The following is a 20330-nucleotide window of genomic DNA, read 5'->3' as shown; positions in this document are numbered from 1 at the left end:
TAGTCGCTCTGCCGATCGCTCTTGGTCCACGCGGTTGCGGCGGTGAAGGCGTGGCCAAAGATCAATTCCTGCCGAAACTCGAGCTACAATGTAGGCCACCTGCCCACTGGGGCTCTTATAGCCGGAATTGAACTGGCCTTTGGACCGGTTTCTTTTCCTCGTCGAGCTCTTCGGTCACAAACCACCCGGTGCCCTCTCTGCACCCTGACAATCCAGCCATGCCGCCCCTGCATCCGGTCCTTCCTGGCCTGATTGTCCCGATCGTGCTGTGATGCGGATCGATACAATCCGGGCGCAATCGGGAAGGGCCCTGCCATGTGGATGCCGTCGCTGGTCGACCGCTCGGGGCCGAAATACCTGCGCATCGCCGACGCCATCGCCGAGGACGTCTATGCCGGCCGGCTGAAGGTCGGCGAGCGCCTGCCCACCCATCGCGACCTCGCCTGGCGGCTCGGCGTCACCGTCGGCACCGTCAGCCGCGCCTATGCCGAGGCCGAGCGCCGCGGGCTGGTGGCCGGCGAGGTCGGGCGCGGCAGCTTCGTCAAGGCCGGCGCCCGGTCCCAGGCCACGCTCGACATGCCCGCCGTCGGCGGGCCGCAGACCATCGAGCTCGGCGTCAACCGGCCGCCCGCCCATGTCATCGTCGACGAATTCGCCAAGGCGATGCGCCGGGTGGCCGACAGCAACGCCCTCGCCGAGCTGATCAACTACCAGGCCCACACCGGGCGGTGGGAGCACCGCGCCGCCGGGGCCAAGTGGATCCGCCGCCGCGGCGTCGAGGTCGGGCCCGAGCGCGTGCTGGTCACCAGCGGCGCCGAGCACGCCATCACCGCGGCGCTGATGGCGTTCAGCGACCCCGGCGACCCGATCCTGGTGGAGGAGCTGACCTGGTCCGGCGTGCGCGCGCTCGCCAGCCTGCTGCGGCTGTCGCTGCGCGCGGTGGCGATGGACGAGGAGGGCATGATCCCCGAGGCGCTGGAGGCGGTGGGCCGGGCGTCCGGCGCGCGGCTGCTCTACACCACGCCGACCATGCACAACCCCACCACCAAGACGATGTCGACCGAGCGGCGGCGGGCGATCGCCGAGGTGTGCCGCGAGCTCGGCATCACCATCATCGAGGACGACATCTACGGCTATGTCGCCGAGGACCCGCCGCCGGCCCTGGCCAGCTTCGCGCCCGAGCGCAGCATCTACATCACCGCGGCGTCGAAGAGCATGGCGCCGTCGCTGCGCATCGGCTTCGCCGCCATGCCGTCCGACCGCATCGGGCGCTTCAGCTCCGCCGCCCGGGCCACCAACTGGATGGCGCCGCCTGTCATGGCGCAGATCGTGGCCGACTGGATCGAGGACGGCACCTGCGACGTGCTGGCCGACCGCATCAGGCGCGAGACCAAGGCGCGCCAGGCGGTGGCGGCGCGGGCGCTGGAGGGGCTGGTGTGGCACACCAAGCCCGGCTGCTTCCACATCTGGCTGGAGCTGCCGGAGCCGTGGCGGGCGCAGGATGTGGTGGCGGCGGCGCGGCCGCGCGGCCTGGCCATGACCTCGACCGAGCTGTTCGTGCCGGGCCGGGCCGAGACGCCGCACGCCATGCGCATCACCCTGACCGCCACCGCCGATGTCGACGAGCTCGACCGCGGGTTGCGGGCGCTGGTGGCGCTGCTGAGGAGCGATCCGGATATGAGCCTGGCGGCCGCATAGGGTGCCGGCATGCGTGTTTGTCATTGTCATGCCACGGCTTGACCGTGGCATCCAGGGGCGGCCAGAACCGTTCTCCGCGGCCCCTGGATTGCCCGGTCGAGCCGGGCAATGACAAAAACGGGGTGGTTTTCCGCCCTTTCGATCGAACCTACGCCCGAACAGAAAGACGCCCCGTGACCGCCATCCTGTCGATCCAGTCCTCCGTCGCCTATGGCCATGTCGGCAACAGCGCCGCGGTGTTCCCGCTGCAGCGGCTGGGGATCGATGTCTGGCCGGTGCTGACCGTGCATTTCAGCAACCACACCGGCTATGGCAGCTTCCGCGGCCCGGTGCTGCCGGCCGACCAGATCGCCGAGGTGCTGCGCGGGGTCGAGGAGCGCGGCGTGCTGCCGGGCTGCGACGCGGTGCTGTCGGGCTATATGGGCGACGTGTCGCTGGGCCATGTCGTGCTCGACGCCGTGGCCAAGGTCAAGACGGCCAACCCCCGGGCGGTCTATTGCTGCGACCCGGTGCTGGGCGATGTCGGGCGCGGCTTCTTCGTCCGCCCCGGCCTGCCGGAGTTCATGCGCGACCAGGCGGTGCCGCGGGCCGACATCGTCACCCCCAACCAGTTCGAGCTGGAGTTCCTGGCCGGCGGCCCGATCGCCACCCTGGACGACGCGCTGGCCGCCGCCCGCGCGGTGCAGGCGACCGGGCCGAAGATCGTGCTGGTCACCAGCCTGACCCGCAGCGACGCGCCGGCCGACGCCATCGAGATGCTGGCGGTGGCGCCGGACGGGGCCTGGATCGTGGCGACGCCGCGGCTGCCGCTCGACGTCAACGGCTCGGGCGACATCACCGCGGCGCTGTTCCTGGCGCATTGGCTGCGCAGCGGCAGCCCGGCCACGGCGCTGGGCCGCACCGCCGCGACCGTGTTCGCGGTGATGGAGGAGACCCACCGGGCCGGCAAGCGCGAGATCCAGATCGTCGCCGCCCAGGACGCCATCGCCAACCCGCCGGAGCGGTTCGCGGTGCGGCAGGTGGCGGGCTAGCCCGCCGGCGGTGGCGGGGTAGGGGGGCGACCTCTCCGAAGAGAGCGACAGGCCCGCCGGCTCGTGTAGTATCGGCGGGCCGGACGGGGGGCGTCCGGACTCTGCCGATGGGAACCGATGCCCGATATCGCTCTGGCCGTGCTGGCCATCTCCGTGGTCCTGGTGCTGGTGGCGCTGCTGCAGCCGCTGGCCGCGCGGCTGTCGCTGCCGCACCCTGTCCTGATCGCCGGGCTCGGCATCGCCATCGGCGCCATCGGCACCGTCTCCGGCGTGATCGGCAGCGGCGGCCCGCTGACCGAGATGGCGCACGGCCTGATCGGGACCGAGATCTCGTCCGAGGCCATCCTGTACATCTTCCTGCCGATCCTGCTGTTCGAGGCGGGCCTGGGCATGGATGTGCGGCGGATGATGGACGACCTCGCGCCGATCCTGACGCTGGCCGTGGTCGCGGTGCTGGTCTGCAGCCTGGTGGTCGGGCTGGCGCTGTGGGGCGCCTCGTCGCAGAGCCTGATCCTGTGCCTGCTGCTGGGCGCCATCGTCGCCACCACCGACCCGGCGGCGGTGATCGGCATCTTCCGCGACGCCGGGGCGCCGCGCCGCCTGACCATCCTGGTCGAGGGCGAGAGCCTGCTGAACGACGCCGCCGCCATCACCCTCTACATCGTGCTGGTCGGGCTGCTGACCGCCGGCGCGGCGGCCGATGCCGAGGCCGATGTCGGCGGCGCGGCGCTGCTGTTCCTGCGCTTCTTCATCGGCGGCGGCGTGTTCGGCTTCATCGCCAGCCGGGTCGCCTTCGCGGCGATGCGGCCGCTCAACCGCTTCCCGCTGGCCGAGGTCACCGTCACCCTGGCGCTGCCCTACATTGCCTATGTCGTCGCCGAGCGCTACCTGCACGTCTCCGGCGTGGTCGCGGTGGTGACGGTGGCGCTGGTGGTGGGGTCGACCGGCCGGGTGCGGATCTCGGCCGAGGGCTGGGAGGGGCTGGAGAAGGTGTGGAAGCTGCTCGGCTTCGGCGCCGCCGCCCTGATCTTCGTCTTCGCCACCATGCTGGTGCCCGACTTCCTGCGCGACACCACGGTCGAGGACGGGCTGCTGCTGCTGGTGCTGATCGTCGCCGCCTTCGCGGCGCGGGCGGTGGTGCTGTGGGGGCTGCTGCCGCTGCTGACCGCGCTCAAGATCTCCCAGCCGGTCAGCGGGCCCTACCGGCTGGTGATCCTGTGGGGCGGGCTGCGCGGCGCCGTCACCCTGGCGCTGGCCCTGGCGGTCAGCGAGAACCCGCAGCTCGGCCCCGAGGCGACCCATTTCGTCGAGGTGCTGGCCACCGGCTTCGTGCTGTGGACGCTGCTGGTCAACGCCACCACGCTGCGGCTGGTGATGCGCGCCGTGGGCCTCAACGCCCTGAGCCCGACCGAGGTCGCGCTGCGCGACCGCGCCCTGCACCAGGCGCGCGAGGGCATCGCCGAGCGGATCGAGGAGATCGCCGAGGAGCAGCACCTGGCGCCGGAGCTGGCCAAGGAGGCCGCCGAGGCCTATCGCAGCCGCCTCAGCGGCCTCGCCAGCCGGCCCTTCATGCTCGACCCGGTCGAGCGCGAGCGGGTCGGGCTGATGGCCCTGGCCAACCGCGAGCGCGACCTGGTGGTCGAGCATTTCGACCAGAAGCTGATGTCGCGCCGCACCACGGTCGACCTGCTGGCCCAGGTCGGGCGGCTGCACGACGCGGCGATGACCGACGGCCGCGCCGGCTACCTCGCGGCGTCCACCCGCAACATCGATTTCAGCACCAACTTCCGCGTCACCATGCTGCTGCAGCGCTACACCGGCTGGCAGGGCCCGCTGGCGGGCCGCATCGCCGACCGGCTGGAGATGCTGAAGGTCGCGCGGATGATGATCGAGATGCTGAAGCGCCACGCCGAGGCCGAGCTGCGGCGGCTGCTGGGCGCCGAGGTCTGGCAGTCGCTCGACGCGGTGCTGACCACCCGGCTGGACGGCTGCGTCGCCGCGATCGACGCGCTGCGGCTGCAATATCCCGACTACGAGCGGGCGATGTCCGAGCGCTTCCTGCGCTGGGCGGCGCTGCGCCTGGAATCGGCCGAATACGACGAGCTGCGCAACCAGCAGTTCATCAGCGGCGAGATCTACGAGGACCTGCAGCGCGACGTCAGCCGCCTCAACGACACGTTGCAGCGCCGGCCGGCGCTCGACCTCGGCCTCAGCACCGAGGCGCTGGTGCAGCGGCTGCCGTTCTTCCAGGGCCTGGGCGAGGAGCGCATCGCCCAGATCTGCAAGCTGCTGAAGCCGCTGTTCGCGGTGCCGGGCGAGACCATCATCAACGCCGGCGACCGCGGCGACACCATGTACTTCATCTCCTCCGGCGCGGTGGAGATCGGGCGCGGCGGGCGCAAGTTCCGGCTCGGCCGCGGCGACTTCTTCGGCGAGATGGCGGTGCTGATCAGCGGCCGCCGCACCGCCTCGGTCACCGCCATCGCCTTCTGCAAGCTCCTGGTGCTGAACGCCCGCGACCTGCAGGAGCTGGCCAGCGCCCATCCCGACCTGCGCCGCACCATCAGCGCCGTGGCCCGGGCCCGCAGCGCCGAGCCGGGGCGCAGCATCTCGGCCGTCGGCGAGGAGGAGCCGGTCTGAGACCGTCCGGAAACGCGCCGGCGCGGCCGTCTGACGGCGGTTCCTGCGCTTCCGGTGCTCACGGACGACCATGTCCGCTGCGCGCCGGTTCTCGGAACCACCGCCAGCCGACTCACGCCGCCATGTTTCCGAACGATCTCGGGGCGGACAGGAAGGGAACCGGGACGCCGCCCCGGCGTTCCTGGCGCATGACGCCGCCGCGCCCGTTCCGAACCCCTTGTCGCCGCGCGGTTCCAGCGGCCGCCGGCGTCGGCTAGACTGACCATTATGCCGCGCCTTCTCCCCAATCGTCGCTGGACGATCGGCCTTCTCGGCCTCCTGGGATTTCTGGTGGTGCTGGCCGTCGGCGCGCGGGCGGTGCTGCCGGGCTGGGTGCAGGGCGAGGCCATCGCCCGGCTGCGGGCCGAAGGCATCCCGGTCGACCGCCTCACCGTGTCCGACCTCAACATCGGCTCGGCCGAGATCGGCGGCATCGCCCTGGCGGACGGGCAGATCAAGATCGACCGCATCTCGCTCGGCTTTAACCCCTGGACCCTGATCCGCAGCGGCCATCTCGGCTCGATCGCCCTGTCCGGGGTCTCGATCCGCATCGGCATCGACCGCTCCGGCGCGCTGGCCCTGCCGCGGATGGAGGTGCTGACCCGGCCGTCGACCGGCGGCGGCCAGGACATCGAGATCCCGTTCCAGTCGATCTCGGTCACCGACAGCATGATCGTGCTCGACACGCCCTACGGCACCATCCGCACCCCGGTCGAGGCCGAGGGCGAGGTCAACGAGCTGGGCCGGCTGGTGTGGAAGGGCCGGCTGACGCCCGCCGGCGCCGGCGGCACCGCCAGCGCCCATTTCGACCTGACCAACACCCCCAAGGGCCAGGTCTGGGGCGGCGTCCAGCTGGAACAGGCGGTGTTCCGCTCGGACCAGCTGTCGCTCGACGGCGTCAGCGGCTGGATCGCCTATGGCGGCGAGCGCGACACCAGCGGCAAGATCGAGGGCGCGCTGACGGTGGCGGAGGTCGAGCGCGGCACGTCCCGGCTGCATGATTTCGGCCTGCAGGGCAACGGCTCGCTGCAGCGTGTCGAGCAGCTGAACGTCGCCGCCAAGATCGGCGACGAGAAGGGCACCATCGGCCTGCAGCTGCAGAGCGCGCGGCAGGGCGAGGGCACCGACCTGGCGCTGCAGGTCGCCGCCAACGACCTGGCGGCGGTGGCGCCCGCTTTGGGCTTCGAGGGCGGCGTCACCGGCAAGGCCAACCTCAACGCCTGGGTGACGGTGCGGACGCCCGGCCTGCCCAGCATCGACGAGCTGCCGCGGATGCTGGCCGACGGCTTCATCCGCCTGTCGACCGACGGGGTCCGGGTCGGCAGCGGGGTGGTGCTGCAGACCGGGCAGGTCAACGCCGATATCGACCTGGCGGGCGGCAAGCTGACCCTGGCCGGCAACCGGCCCTGGAAGGTGGTCGGCCGCTTCGCCGCCGGCAAGCTGTCGGTCGATCTCGACTGGCTGCCCGGCGACGGCGGGCCGCAGCGCCTGGTGTTCAGCCGCGTCGGCGACACCTGGTGGACGCGGCTGGCCGGCGCCACCAAAGGCAATGTCGCCGGCTTCGACGTCTCGGGCTCGGTCGATGCCGAGCTGGGCCTCAACGATGCCGGCCAGGCCAGGGTGCGGGTGCCGGAGGCGGTGCTGGACCTCGACCCGTTCGAAGCGATCGGCCTGACCGTCGATCCCGGCCCGATGACGGTGTCGGGCGAGACCACCGATGACGGCTGGACCGCGAAGCTCTCCGGCAGCTCGACCATCGGCCTGCCCGGCAAGGCCGGCGGCAACGCCACGGCGCATGGCACCATGCGGGTCGATTCGGTCGACAACCGCGTCACCGTGCGGCCGGAAGGCTGCCTGGGCGTCGACATCCCGGCCCAGGACTTCACCCCGCGGCTGCGCCTGGCCGAACCCACCGCCGCCCAGCTGTGCCCGGATGGCGACCTGCCGCTGCTCGAGACCGACCTCGCCTCCGACCTCCCGCCGCTGCTGCGCGGCACCATGCCGGCGGTGGCGCTGGACCTGTCGATCGGCGGCGGGGCGTCGGCGACACGGCTGGTCGCGACCACGCCCAGCCTCGCCATCGTGCCGGTGCAGCCCGTGGGCACCTACCGCATCACCGCCCAGGACGGGCAGCTGGCGCTGCCGGGGGCGGGGCTGACGGTGCAGGGGGTGGATGCCGACATCGCCCTCGATCCCGGTGCCGACGCGCCGGCCGACGCCCACCTCACCGCCCGGCAACTGTCGATCGACGGCAACCCGGTGGCGCCGCTGTCGGCCACCGCCCACACCCGGTTCGACTCCGTCACCAACATCCTCTCGGTCGAGGCCGATATCGCCGACCTGCAGGGGCGGGCGCGGGCCACGGCCACCGGCCAGCACGATCTGGCGACCGGCGCCGGTGGGCTCGACCTGCATCTCGACCCGATCCGCTTCCGCAAGCGCGGGCTGCAGCCGCGCGACGTGATCCCCGCCCTGGCCGCGGCGCCGCTCACCTGCGTCGACGGGCGGCTGGCCGGCGACGGGCGCATCGCCTGGGGCGAGGGCGCCGGGACCCTGATCGGCCTGCAGCTGCGCAACGTTGCCTTCCGCACCCCCTGGGGCCGGGCGGAGGGCGCATCCGCCGACCTGCGGCTCGACCAGCTCACGCCGCTGCGGCTGCCGGCGGGGCAGCGGATGACGGTCGGGCGCTTCGTCATCGACGACAAGACGCCGCCCGTGTCCGGCATCGACGCCCGCTTCGGCTGGAGCCAGGCCGGCGGCATCGACCTGCGGCAGGTGGCGCTGGACTGGACCGGGGCGAAGATCCGGATCGACCGCGGCCCGGGGCGCCGCGCGCTTTCGGTGCTGCGGATCGAGGGCCTCGACCTGGCCCGGGCCGTGGCCGCGGCCGGGATCGGCGACGTCGCCGCCACCGGCACGATCGACGGCACCGTGCCGTTTCGCCTCGACCGCGGCGCCGTGGTGGTCGAGGGCGGGGTGCTGGCGACCCGCGGCCCGGGCGAGATCCGCTACGGCGCCCAGTCGGCGCCCGAGGCGATCAAGGCCGCGGCGTCCGAGCCGGGCATGGACACGCTGATGACGGCGCTGCAGAACTTCCAGTACCAGTCGCTGCGGGCGACGCTGGACGGCCGCAGCGACGGCGAGGCGCGGGTGCGGCTGGCGGTGCGCGGGTCCAACCCCGACCTCTATGGCGGCTTCCCGATCGCGCTGAATGTCGACCTGTCGGGCGCGCTCTACGTCATCGCCCGGCAGACCATGGCCCTGGCGCAGATCGGCGACCGCGTCCGGGACTATTATGCGCAGCGGCTGGGGCGCCGCACGGCCGCGCCATGCTGACGAAGCCGACATGCCGAACGGGAAAGGCCCGACACCGATGACCGACCGATCCCGAACGGGCCGCGCCGTCCGCGCCGGCCTCTGCCTCGCCGGGCTGCTCGGCGGCTGTTCGCCGGTGATCCGGGTCGAGGCGCCGGACAAGCCGATCGAGATCAACCTGAACGTCCGGGTCGACCAGCAGGTCAAGGTCCAGGTCGATCGCGACCTGCAGAAGGTGGTCGGTAAGAACCCGGCGGCACCCTAGAGGCAAAGTCCGAGCGGCCCCACCGTTGAGATCGTCACCTGTGGGTGGAAAGCGGACTTGGGAGGTGCGCGGCGTCGCCTCGGCCGATGTCCGCAAGCGGCGGATATCGTTGAAAAAGTCCCCAACGAGTACTTGAGGCGCAAATTCGAGCAAGATTGCTGCCGATCAGATCGATGCTGGGTATCCTTTGGTTTATCCGAAGCTCGATCTCGGCCTCTTTGTTGCTCGCAGAATAGGCGTTCCGACTTTTTCAACGGAATCCGCCATATCCGGCCATAGCTGCGGCTTCACTAAACCGGATGTTGGCCGAACTGGCTAGATTGGGCTCTTTCTGGCCGACCTAGCGAGCCAGAGCCTCCCAAAACCGGTCATCTAACTCGGCTCCCCGCTGCTGCGTTGAGTTCGTCGCCATCGGCTTCCGCCGCCAGCGGGGTCGAGACATTTGTCGAAGAGCCCGCTCACTCGACCTCGGCCTAGCACCTTTGGGCGATTGCGGCTGATTCGGGCTTAATTGTGCAGGCTCGCTGTGGTAACATGTATCCCTTGGCATTTTTACTGCTAATCGGCGTCCGATATTGCCCTCCTCAAGCGGCGGGCTTTAGCGTTATCGTTCGCCCCGTCGAAATTGGCATGCGTTGTGGCTGCGGGCTGATCGCAGCTTTTGATCGCCAACTGTCGTTGGCCGGTCTCCATCCTGCCCGGCGCTTCGCGGGCAGTTGCGGTGCGGTTGACGGGTGCCCTTCGTTCGCCGGTGCCGAGGGGAAGGACATTTCGACATGGATTTCATCGAACGTATCTTCGGCGTCTCCCCGGACGGCGGATCGGGTTCTCTCGAGGCGGCGATTCTGCTGATCCCGTTCGTCGCCTACGGCGCCTTCGTCGCATGGTCCCGATGGAGAGGGCGCAGCGCGGCCCCGACGCGGAATAAGCGAGGCCGGTGAGCGGACGATATATGACCGCTGGGCGAAAAGTGGGCGCCTCCTGACGTTGAAGCGGAGATCGAGCGCCACCGGCCCGGCGACGGGAGTGCTGCGGCATGAACCACGTCAAGTTCATCCTGAGGATCGTGCTCCATCTGCTGCAGGTCCTCACCTATCGGTGGGCGGTCGACGGCATCGATCTGCTCAAGCGCCTGATCGCGGTGATCAGGGCTCTGTGCGCCCGGCTGAAGCTCCCCCATTCGGAGCAGGAGGCGGCAGGCAAGGACCCCTGCGAGGTCGATCATCCCTCCTTCCACCGCCCCGATCCCTGTATCTATTCGCAGCAGTATCTCCTGAGCCTCGGCCTGCCGGTCACCTGGGACAACCCCGACATCGTCCTTCGCCGCGGCGGCGTCATCGTACCGGAAAACGATCTCCTGCCCGATACCGACTATGAGATCGGCGCGACGATCTGGAACAATTCCTATGAGGCGCCCTGCGTCGGGCTGAAGGTGATTTTCTCCTATCTGTCCTTTGGCATCGCGACCGTCTCGACCGCGATCGGCACGACCTTCGTCAATCTCGGCGTCAAGGGCGGTGCCGGTGCTCCGGCCGACGCACGCATGCCCTGGAGGACGCCGCCGACGGCGGGGCATTATTGCCTGCAGGTCTTGCTAGAATGGGTCGACGACGCCAATCCGGCGAACAATCTCGGGCAAAACAATCTCGACGTTGTTGCTGCCCATTCGCCGGCCCAGTTCGCCTTCGGCCTGCGCAATGATTCCGCGAAACCGCGAAGCTACGCCTTCGAGGTTGACACCTATGCCATTCCCGATCCGGAGGCCTGCAAGGCCGCGATCGGCCCGGAGGACCGCGGCACATTTCCGGAGCGCCTGCGCCGCATCAGGGTGCGCCACAACCGCGCGCTCTTCCCAGTGCCGCCCGGATGGGCAGTCGACATCCAGCCGCCGGCCCCGCAGCTCGCGCCCGGCCAGGAAGTCCAGGTCGCGGTCGAGATCACACCGCGCACCGGCTTCACAGGCGAAAAGCCGTTCAACGTGAACGCCCTGTCAGATGGCGTCTATGCCGGCGGTGTGACACTCAAGGTCACCAAGAGCTAGGGGGACGTCATGGCATATCGCCAATACACATCCTGCGTCCAGCCGATCAATTTCGTGGGTGCCACTGTTGTTGGCTATACCTATCTCTTGGGCATTCTAGGGCTGATCGCCGCGGCTTTCATCGCTGCCTATGCGGTGCCGGGGGGTTCTTCTCTCATCTACACGCTGCCGATCCTGATCGCGCTCTTCATCGCGCTGATCATTTTTCTTCTCTGGTGGCTCTATGACCGGCTGATCTGCCTGGGCGGCGTGGTCTGCGCCATCGGTCTCGTCGAGGGTCACAATCATCCGCCCGATCTGACCAAGGCCGGTGACGACGACTACACAATCAACATTTTTCTGGCCGGGGGCCCGACCGACATTGCACGGCCCAAGCAGGAGTTCTGGGATGGCCCGCTCGGCGATCTGGTCGCCGAGCAGCCGGCAATCCTGCAGATCGGTCTTCACTACGGGCAGAACGGCTCGGATCTCAACCACATGAAGATGCTGCACTGCGAATTCGAAGGCAGCGGCATCCGCAACATGCTGATCTGGGCCAATCTGACATTGGCGATTCTGATCGCAGCGCTGGTGCTGCTGCTGGCCGCCGGCCCGATCGGGTACATCATCGCGACCATCCTCTGGATTCTCGCCGCGCTGTTGGGTCTCGGCGAGATCGCCAGCTATTTCAACCCGCTGGACGTCGGCTCACCGTCCGACGTCGATCACAACAAGGGCGAGATCAACCGCGGTGACCTTGTGATCGTCAAGGGCGACTGGATCTACGATTCACTCCATGTCGGTTGGAACGAGATGCATGCCGTGCATGATTGCCAGGTCATCTTGCGCGGCCTGAATTTCGAAGATCCCTGGCCGGCCGACATCGGCATGGGACTGGGCCTTGACACCCCCGACCGGGTGAAGGCCGCGGTCAAGTTCTGGTGCGACATGCTCAATAACGCGACGATCGCGCAGACCAACGGCAATCGCGACGACCCCGCTCAGAACTGGGTTGTCCATCCCGCGATCGATGGATGCTCGAAAGTCTTCATCCCATGAGAATCGTGTCACCACCGGTTTCGAGGCTCGCCGGGCCGAAGGGGGTATCCGCTTCAGGGGAGCCTTAAAGGCCCTTGGATGTCGGCAATGGGGGACAGGCCGTGTGCAAACGCCAGGCCACATCTCCGGTGAGCAATTCTGCTACCGATTAGGGCGCTGTCCAGAATCTTTTGCGATCCTTCGGCGTCCCCTCCCGATAGAGGATTGCGCGACAGTGCTCAGCAATCGGGTTTTTACACAGCCTCGGTCGAAAGGCGCCAGAGCTGCCGGATTTCGCCCCTGCGGCGCGAGGGCGATCGCCATAGCGGACCCCTGGCGCCGCATCACACATCCGGCGGCCGGCCATGCGCCAGGGTCAGGGAGCGGGCGAGGGCGGGGCCGAGCGGCAGGCCGTGGGCGTCGCGCAGATAGGCCTGGAAGTCGTAGATCGTCACCGCCGGGCAGGTCTCGAACTCCAGGATCTGCAGCGCTCCGTCCTCGGCCATCCGGATGTCGACCGAGAAATAGTCGCGCAGGCCGAACAGTGCGGCCAGCCGCGGCACCATGGCCTCGATCGCCGCGACGGTCGCGGCGGCACCCGGGTTCGACCGGGCCTCGGCGCGCAGGTCCGACAGCTTCGGCACGAAGGCGCGGTCCTGGCCGGTGCCGAAGCCGGTTTCGGCACCCTCGGTGTCGCGGCTGCCCGACAGGCTGGCATTGTCGCGCATGGTCATGAAGGCGCCGCCGGTCTCGCTGTCCGGGTCCTTCAGCAGCCGGGCGATGCCGAGCGACGGGGCCAAGGGGCGGCCGACATCCATGAAGCTGACTCGCAGGTCGTGGCCGGGGATGAAGGGCTGGATCACCGCCCGGTCGCGGTAGCGGTGGTGCAGGCGCGCGGCCAGGCGCAGGGCGCCGGCGGCATCCGCGGCCGTGGAATCGCCGAAGATGCCGATCTTGGCGCCCAGCGTGTTGGGCTTGACGAAGAACGGCCCCGGCCCCTCCAGCACCGCGCCGCCGGCGATCACCCTGTCGCCCTCGGCCAGGGCGGTGGGCGGCACCGGCAGGCCGGCCGCCGCCGCCAGGGCGGTGCATTTGAACTTGTCCTGGCACAGATGCTGGGCCTGCGGCGGGCTGCCATAGCTGCGGATGCCGGCCAGCCGGGCCAAGGCGGGCGCGGCGCTGCCGCGGTAATAGGCGATGCCGTCGGTCTGGCACCACAGGATGGTGTCGTGCCGCCGCGCCATCAGGTCCGGCAGCGCGTCGACCAGCCCGTCGAGCTCGACGAAGACGGCGTCCAGCCCGGCCTCGCCGAGCGCCGCGGCGATCTCCGGCCGGATGGCGGCGAGGTCGGTCGCCTGGGCCAGGTAGCAGGCGATCTCCGCGGCGATGCCGGCATCGAAGCCGGCCGCCGTCAGCCGCGCCCGGCAGGCGGCCTCGGGCTCATAGGCGATGACGACGCGGCGGAGCGGGGAGGGCGGCATGGGCGGCTCACAGGGTGGCGGCGGGCGGCCGGGGCAGGCTGCAACCGTAACCTCATTCCCGGAATCCGTCATGCTGCGGCAACCCGGGCGCCGCAGGGTTCGGGCTGCAACAGCTTGGGAGAGGGCCATGCAGCCCCAGACCTCGGTTCGGGACATCTCGACCATCGACGCGCAAGGCGGCGGGACGGCAGGATCTCCGGCCGAGGCGCAGGCCGACGCGGCCGCGCGGCTGCTCGCCGACATCCGCGGCCTGGCCCCGGCCCTCGCCGCGCGGGCGGCGGAATTCGAGGCCGCGCGCCGGATGCCGCTCGACGTGGTCGACACGCTGCGGTCGATCGGCGTCTTCCGCATGTTCGCGCCGCGCAGCCATGGCGGGCTGGAGCTGACGCTGCCGCAGGCGCTGGAGGCCCTCGCCGCGCTCAGCCGGATCGACGGTTCGGTCGGCTGGACCGCGATGATCGGCAGCGCCTCCGCCGTGTTCCTGCCCCAGCTGCCGCGCACGACCTATGAGCGGATCTATCGCGATGGGCCGGACACGATCTGCGCCGGTACCATCGCGCCGCTCGGCAAGGCCGAGGTGGCGCCGGGCGGCTATCGGGTGACCGGGCGCTGGCCCTTCGCCAGCGGCTGCCAGCATGCCGACTGGATGCTCGGGCTGTGCGTCGTGACCCGGGGCGGCAAGCCGCTTCCCGGGCCCGCCGGCGAGGCCGGCCCGCCGCTGATCCGCGGCGTGGTGATGCCGGCGCGGGAGTGGCAGATCGAGGACACCTGGGACGTCGCCGGGCTCAAGGGCACCGGCAGCCACCACATCGCGCTGACCGACACGCTGGTGCCGGACGCGAACGTCTTCGACTTTCCCGACGGCAGGGCGTGCCAGCCGGGGCCGCTGTACCAGGCCGTGCCGCATCTCCTGGCGCTGTTCCACGGCGCCTTCAGCACCGGCATGGCCGAGGGTGTCCTGGCCGAGCTGGTGGAGCTGGCCGGCACCGGGCGGCAGCAGCTGCGGGCGCCGGCGCCGATGCGGGATTCGGAGCTGTTCCAGGCCGAGCTCGGCCGGGTCGCGGCCGATGTCCGGGCGCTGCGGCCGGTGCTGATGGCCCAGGCCGAAAGCCATTGGCGCCACGCCCAGGCGGGCACGCTGAAGGACGACGCGCTCTACGCCCAGGGTGTCCAGACCGGGGTGTGGATCGTCACCACCGCCGTCCGCGCCGCCGATGCCTGCTACACCCTGGCCGGCGGCGCCGCGGTCTACGACACTTCGCCGCTGCAGCGCCGGATGCGCGACCTGCACACCGCGGCCCAGCACGCCACGGTGCAGCAGCGCCAGTATGTCGGCGCCGGCAAGCTGCTGCTGGACCGGGCCAAGGTTCACTAAACGGCAGTCTCTTACGGGAAGGCGCAGACTTCGCTGGTGACGCGGACGAAGCTGCGCTCGGCCTCGACCAGGCTGAAGCGATACTCCTTCTCGCCGACCACCATGGTCTGGAACAGCGGCAGGACACCGGTGGCGGTGGCCTGTTTGCCGTCGATGCCGCGGAAGTTGACGGTCACCGACTTGGCCGGGTCGTACCAGGCCTGCGCCTTGCCGGCGTCGTCGACCGTGCCCTCGCCGCGGCCGGTCACGGCGATGGTGTTGTTGGCGAAGGCGACCGAGCCGTTCGAGCCGACGGCGTTCTGGGTCGGCAGGATGAAGCGCTTGCTCTCGCCCGCCTTGCAGTCGCGCGGCGGGGCCGCCTGGTCGATGTAGAAGGCCAGGCGCTGCGGGTCGAGCCCGTCATGCAGCCGCTGCGAGACCTTGTCGGCCAGCTCGCGATAGGTGCCGGTCGGCACCTCGCGCTCGAATCGGGCCATCAGCTCGCGGTACTGGATCTGCGCCGTCTGGGCCGCGGCCTGCAGCTGGATGCGCTCCTGCTCCAGCCCGCTTTTGGCCTGGGACAGGCTGGTGACCTGGCCCTGCAGCGTCGCGATCTGCCCCTTGGTCCGCTCGACGCCGATCTGGTAGGCGAAGCCCGCCGCCACCAGCAGCACGGTGATCGAGAAGAACACGCGGATGATCGTGCCCCAGACGCGCCGGCGGTAGCGACGCTCCGGATCATAGAGACCGAGACCCATGCACCCAATCCTAACCCTTTGCCGGCGGGCGCCGCCGCCGTAGCATGGGCCGACAGTTACGACACGGGCACCCCGGCCGCCAAGCCTGTCGGTGCGATCACGGCGATTCGGTCCGCTTTTCCCGGCCGGGCCGCCGCGCTACAATCGGCCCGTTCCAAGCGGTCGGTGCTATAGAATTTTTGTTCTGGAGGAGCGCAGCGTGGGTTCGATCCATCATTTCATCGACGGCAAGGCCGCGCCCGGCCGCAGCGGCCGCGGCGGCGACGTGTTCAACCCGGCGACCGGCGAGGTCTCGGGCCGTGTCGACTTCGCCTCGACCGAGGATGCCGATGCCGCCATCGCCTCGGCCCAGAAGGCGCTGCCCGGCTGGGCGGCGACGCCGACGGTGATCCGCGCCCGCGTGATGTTCAGGTTCAAGCAGCTGATCGAGGAGAACGTCGAGGAGCTGGCGCAGATCGTCACCGCCGAGCACGGCAAGGTCCTGTCCGACGCCAAGGGCTCGATCCAGCGCGGGTTGGAGGTGGTGGAGTTCGCCTGCGGCATCCCGCATCTGCTGAAGGGCGAATTCTCCGAGAATGTCGGGCGCGAGATCGACAGCTTCTCGATCCGCCAGCCGGTCGGGGTCTGCGCCGGCATCACGCCGTTCAACTTCCCGGTGATGGTGCCGCTGTGGATGTTCTCCATCGCCATCGCCTGCGGCAACACCTTCGTGCTGAAGCCGTCGGAGAAGGACCCGTCCGCCGCCAACTGGCTGGCCGCCAAGCTGCTCGAGGCGGGCGCGCCTCCGGGCGTGCTGAACGTGCTGCATGGCGACAAGGTCGCGGTCGATTCGCTGCTGACCGACCCGCGCGTCGCCGCCGTCAGCTTCGTCGGGTCGACTGCGATCGGCGAGTACATCTATTCGACCGCGGCCGCCCACGGGAAGCGGGTGCAGGCGCTGTGCGGCGCCAAGAACCACATGGTGGTGATGCCGGACGCCGACCTCGACAAGGCGGTCGACGCGCTGATGGGGGCCGGCTACGGCTCGGCCGGCGAGCGCTGCATGGCGGTGTCGGTGGCGGTCGCGGTCGGTGACGTCGGCGACCGGCTGGTCGAGAAGCTGGTGCCCAAGGTGCGGGCGCTGAAGGTGGCGCCGGGCACCGATCCGGATGCCGAGATGGGGCCGCTGGTCACCAAGCAGCACTACGACAAGGTGCGTGGCTATGTCGACATCGGCGTCCAGGAGGGCGCCAAGCTGCTGGTCGACGGCCGCGGCCTGAAGCTGCAGGGCTATGAGGGCGGCTATTTCGTCGGCGGCTGCCTGTTCGACCATGTCGAGCCGAACATGCGGATCTACAAGGAAGAGATCTTCGGGCCGGTGCTGTCCGTGGTCCGCGCGCCGGACTTCAAGACCGCGCTGGGCCTGGTCAACGACCACGAATACGGCAACGGCACCGCGATCTTCACCCGCGACGGCGACGCGGCGCGGACCTTCGTCAGCAACTGCAATGTCGGCATGGTCGGCGTCAACGTGCCGATCCCGGTGCCGATGGCATTCCACACCTTCGGCGGCTGGAAGCGGTCGGCCTTCGGCGATCTCGGCATGTACGGCAATGACGGCGTGCGCTTCTACACCAAGCTGAAGACGGTGACCGAGCGCTGGCCGACGGGGATCAAGGGCGGGGCCGAGTTCACCATGCCGGTGATGCGCTGAACGGTGATGATGGGAGGTGAGCCTAAAGCTCACCTCCCAATTTCCGATTGTCATGCCACGGCTTGACCGTGGCATCCAGGGGCAGCTAGAGCGGCTCTCGACGGCCCCTGGATTGCCCGGTCAAGCCGGGCAATGACAGCAAAAATTGACTATCAGGCGGCTTCGACCAGGCCCGACGAGGCCTTGGCCTGCAGATGCGCCTCGGCCACGGCGCGGTCGCGGTGCTCCGGGCCCATCGCCAGGCCCTCGGCGCGGACGAAGTCGATCTCGGTGACGCCGAGGAAGCCGAGGATGGTGCGCAGATAGGCCTCCTGATGGTCCAGGGCCTCGAGACCTGCGGTGTAGACGCCGCCGCGCGAGGAGACGATGACGACCTTGCGGCCGCCGGCCAGGCCGATCGGGCCCTTCTCGGTGTAGCGGAAAGTGCGCCCCGCCTGCGCCAACCGGTCGATCCAGGCCTTCAGCTGGGTCGGCACCGAGAAATTGTACATCGGCGCGCCGATCACCACGACGTCGGCCGACAGGAACTCCCCGACGATGGCGTCGACCAGCACCCGCTCCTCGGCCTGGGGCCCCGTCAGGTCGGCATCCTTGCCGAACTTCACCACGGCGGCGCGCTCGCCCGACAGGTGCTCCGGCGGGGCGGCGTCGAGATCGCGATACACCAGCTCGGCCTGGGGATAGCGGGCGCGCCAGCCGTCGACGGTCGCCTTGGTCAGTTGGCGGGACACCGAGGCGTCGCCGAGCACGCTGGAATCGATGTGCAGGATCTTCATGGGGTAGCCCCTCGGTGTTACAGATGACATCGACATTGCATTTACGAGTGATGCCAATCAGTCTGTAGCCCCGAAATTCGTGATGGATCGTTCCATCGGTGATCACAATGTGGCTGCGGTGAGCGCGATGCTGGACCTGAACGACCTCCGCCTCTTCGCCAAGGTGGCGCAGCTGGGCGGCTTCACCGCCGCCGGCCGGGCGCTGGGCCTGCCCAAGTCGCGGCTCAGCCGCCGCATCGCCGGGCTGGAGGACCAGCTCGGCGTCCGGTTGCTGCAGCGCTCGACCCGCCGGCTGTCGCTGACCGATGTCGGCGAGAGCTTCCTGCGCCGTTGCGAGACCATGCTGGCCGAGGCCGAGGCGGCGGAGCAGGCGGTGGCCCAGGCGCGGTCGGAGCCGAGCGGGCTGATCCGGATCACCTGCCCGCACATCCTGGCCCAGACCATGATCGCGCCGCTGATCAACAGCTTCCTGGCCGCCCATCCGGCGGTGCGCATCGCCATGGAACTGACCGGCCGCCGGGTCGACGTGATCGAGGAGCGGGTCGACCTGGCCTTCCGCGTCCGCCGGCCGCCGACCGAACCCTCCGACGTCGTCGTCCGGGTGCTGTCCCAGACCCGCGGCGTGGTGGTGGCCGCGCCGGCGCTGCTCGACCGGCTGGGCCGGCCGCTGGAGCCGGTGGATTTGATCGGGCTCGGCACGCTCGACCTGCATCGCGCCGACGGCCGCCACAGCTGGACCCTGGCTGATGCCGATGGCGGCACCCAGTCGGTGCCGCATGTGCCGCGGCTGGCGACCGACGACATGTTCACCCTGCGCCAGGCCGCGGTCGACGGGCTCGGCGCGGCGCTGCTGCCGGACTACATCTGCCGCCCGGCGATCCAGGCCGGGCAGCTGGAGCACATCCTGCTCGACTGGCGGGTGCCGGAGGGGGAGGTGCAGGCGGTGTTCGCCTCCCGCCGCGGCCTGGTGCCGGCGGTGCGAGCGCTGGTCGACCATGTCGTCCGCTGGGTCCCGCGGATGGTGGCGATCTGCGACAGCGAGCTGCCGGCCGAGGACGTGCTTCCGCCCTATGCCGATTCCGGCGCCAATGCGGTCGCGCTCGGCCTGGACGCGATGATGTTGACGGCCCGGGCGGCGCCCCACTAGCGTGGCCGCGCCGGGTCCCTCGGCCCTGAAGGTCAGCCCCTGATCCGATGCCCCGCCCGACGACGACAGGCCTCCTGCTCCTCCTGGCCATCGGTCTCGCCGCCATCCCGGCGGCGGCGAAGCCGCAGCGGATCGTCTCGCTCAACCTGTGCGCCGATGCGCTGGTGCTGCGCCTGGCCGACCGCGCCGACGTGCAGTCGGTGACCTGGCTGGCGCGCAACCCTGACAATTCCGTGGTGGCGGCCGAGGCGGCGACGGTGCCGGTCAACCACGGCCTGGCGGAGGAGGTCGCGGCCCTCAGGCCCGACCTGGTCGTGGTCGGCGCCTTCACCGCCCGGACCACGGTGGCGCTGCTGCGCCGGCTGGGCCTGCCGATCCTGGAGCTCGATGTGCCCGACACCATCGACGGCATCCGCGCCCAGACCCGCCGGGTGGCGGCGGCGCTGGGGCAGGTGGAGCGGGGCGAGGGCATGGTCGCGGCGATGGATGCCCGGCTGGCGGCGATCCGGCCGCCGGCGTCGCATCCGCTGGCGGTGGTGCTGCGGCCGAACGGCTTCACCGCCGGCCGCGGCTCATTGGTCGACGAGATCCTGGCCCGGGCCGGCGCCCGCAACCTCGCCGCTGAGCAGGGGCTGGAGAATTACGGCCAGATCCCGCTCGAGACCGTGGCCCTGGCCGGGGTGCGGCTGCTGATCCTGAACCAGGCGGAGAACCGCGACCCGTCCCTGGGCGAAGCCCTGCTGGACCACCCGATCCTGGCGGCCCTGCCGGATCTCCGGCTGGTCCGGGTGCCGTCGCGGCTGTGGACCTGCGCCGGGCCCGAGGTGGCGGACGCTGCTGCCCTGATCGCCGCCGCGGCTCGCCAGGCGGAGGGGGCGGGGCCGTGAGAGAGCGATTTTCCAAGTCCCCCCTCCCCCTGCGGGAGGGGGGTAGGGGGAGGGGGTTTTCTCCACTCAGAACCGATGCAGGTCTGCTGCCCCCGGCTTCGCGGTCGAGTGCGATCCGACCCGTTCGCGCGCCGATGCGCGCAGACCCCTCCCCCTATCCCCCTCCCGCAAGGGGAGGGGGGACAAGA

At 70.1% G+C, this 20330-nt stretch carries 15 protein-coding genes; 12 read left to right on the top strand and 3 right to left on the bottom strand.

The genetic code is table 11. The features are described from left to right. The first annotated feature begins 315 nt into the window (after positions 1 to 315). The 8 genes from E9232_RS06585 to E9232_RS06550 all read left to right on the top strand — a co-directional run bounded on the left by E9232_RS06585 (position 316) and on the right by E9232_RS06550 (position 12067). On the top strand, positions 316 to 1698 hold the full coding sequence (locus tag E9232_RS06585) for an aminotransferase-like domain-containing protein (RefSeq protein ID WP_309792844.1): 1383 nt from the start codon (positions 316 to 318) through the stop codon (positions 1696 to 1698). 173 nt (positions 1699 to 1871) lie between these two features. Beyond that, entirely contained in the window at positions 1872 to 2729 is an 858-nt protein-coding gene (gene pdxY / locus E9232_RS06580; RefSeq protein WP_309792842.1) for a pyridoxal kinase PdxY, read from the top strand. Between the two features lie 117 nt (positions 2730 to 2846). Next, entirely contained in the window at positions 2847 to 5369 is a 2523-nt protein-coding gene (locus tag E9232_RS06575) for a cation:proton antiporter (RefSeq protein WP_309792839.1), read from the top strand. 267 nt (positions 5370 to 5636) lie between these two features. Then, the gene (locus E9232_RS06570) at positions 5637 to 8744 is read left to right on the top strand and encodes an intermembrane phospholipid transport protein YdbH family protein (RefSeq protein ID WP_309792838.1); all 3108 of its coding nucleotides are present in this window, start codon (positions 5637 to 5639) and stop codon (positions 8742 to 8744) included. Between the two features lie 37 nt (positions 8745 to 8781). Next, on the top strand, positions 8782 to 8988 hold the full coding sequence (locus E9232_RS06565) for a YnbE family lipoprotein (protein ID WP_309792836.1): 207 nt from the start codon (positions 8782 to 8784) through the stop codon (positions 8986 to 8988). A 776-nt stretch (positions 8989 to 9764) separates the two neighbouring features. Beyond that, positions 9765 to 9929 (top strand): hypothetical protein, encoded by a 165-nt coding sequence (locus tag E9232_RS06560; RefSeq protein WP_309792834.1) that lies wholly within the window; start codon positions 9765 to 9767, stop codon positions 9927 to 9929. Between the two features lie 95 nt (positions 9930 to 10024). Further along, positions 10025 to 11029 (top strand): COG1470 family protein, encoded by a 1005-nt coding sequence (locus tag E9232_RS06555; protein ID WP_309792832.1) that lies wholly within the window; start codon positions 10025 to 10027, stop codon positions 11027 to 11029. Between the two features lie 9 nt (positions 11030 to 11038). Beyond that, on the top strand, positions 11039 to 12067 hold the full coding sequence (locus E9232_RS06550) for a hypothetical protein (RefSeq protein WP_309792831.1): 1029 nt from the start codon (positions 11039 to 11041) through the stop codon (positions 12065 to 12067). A 323-nt stretch (positions 12068 to 12390) separates the two neighbouring features. On the opposite strand, the gene E9232_RS06545 is transcribed toward E9232_RS06550, so the two are convergent. Beyond that, entirely contained in the window at positions 12391 to 13527 is a 1137-nt protein-coding gene (locus tag E9232_RS06545) for a D-alanine--D-alanine ligase family protein (RefSeq protein ID WP_309792830.1), read from the bottom strand. Positions 13528 to 13654: 127 nt separating this feature from the next. On the opposite strand from E9232_RS06545, the gene E9232_RS06540 reads away from it, so the two are divergent. Continuing rightward, complete coding sequence (locus E9232_RS06540) at positions 13655 to 14902, top strand: acyl-CoA dehydrogenase family protein (protein WP_309792829.1); 1248 nt, start codon at positions 13655 to 13657, stop codon at positions 14900 to 14902. Positions 14903 to 14913: 11 nt separating this feature from the next. Here the strand turns inward: E9232_RS06540 and E9232_RS06535 are convergent, their stop codons facing one another. Beyond that, positions 14914 to 15639, bottom strand: a complete 726-nt coding sequence (locus E9232_RS06535; RefSeq protein ID WP_309792828.1) for a hypothetical protein — start codon at positions 15637 to 15639, stop codon at positions 14914 to 14916. A 199-nt stretch (positions 15640 to 15838) separates the two neighbouring features. Here E9232_RS06535 and E9232_RS06530 point away from each other — a divergent pair, with 199 nt between their 5' ends. Beyond that, positions 15839 to 17332, top strand: a complete 1494-nt coding sequence (locus E9232_RS06530) for a CoA-acylating methylmalonate-semialdehyde dehydrogenase (protein ID WP_374710598.1) — start codon at positions 15839 to 15841, stop codon at positions 17330 to 17332. Between the two features lie 152 nt (positions 17333 to 17484). On the opposite strand, the gene E9232_RS06525 is transcribed toward E9232_RS06530, so the two are convergent. Then, a complete protein-coding gene (locus E9232_RS06525) occupies positions 17485 to 18108 on the bottom strand; it encodes an FMN-dependent NADH-azoreductase (protein WP_309792827.1) in 624 nt (207 codons plus the stop codon). Between the two features lie 82 nt (positions 18109 to 18190). On the opposite strand from E9232_RS06525, the gene E9232_RS06520 reads away from it, so the two are divergent. Next, positions 18191 to 19255 (top strand): LysR family transcriptional regulator, encoded by a 1065-nt coding sequence (locus E9232_RS06520; RefSeq protein ID WP_309792825.1) that lies wholly within the window; start codon positions 18191 to 18193, stop codon positions 19253 to 19255. Between the two features lie 47 nt (positions 19256 to 19302). Beyond that, complete coding sequence (locus tag E9232_RS06515) at positions 19303 to 20142, top strand: ABC transporter substrate-binding protein (RefSeq protein WP_309792824.1); 840 nt, start codon at positions 19303 to 19305, stop codon at positions 20140 to 20142. Positions 20143 to 20330 lie beyond the last annotated feature (188 nt).

The sequence above is a fragment of the Inquilinus ginsengisoli genome (assembly GCF_031453975.1).
Taxonomy (GTDB): domain Bacteria; phylum Pseudomonadota; class Alphaproteobacteria; order DSM-16000; family Inquilinaceae; genus Inquilinus; species Inquilinus ginsengisoli_A.
This window is presented reverse-complemented; position numbering and strand designations above follow the sequence as displayed.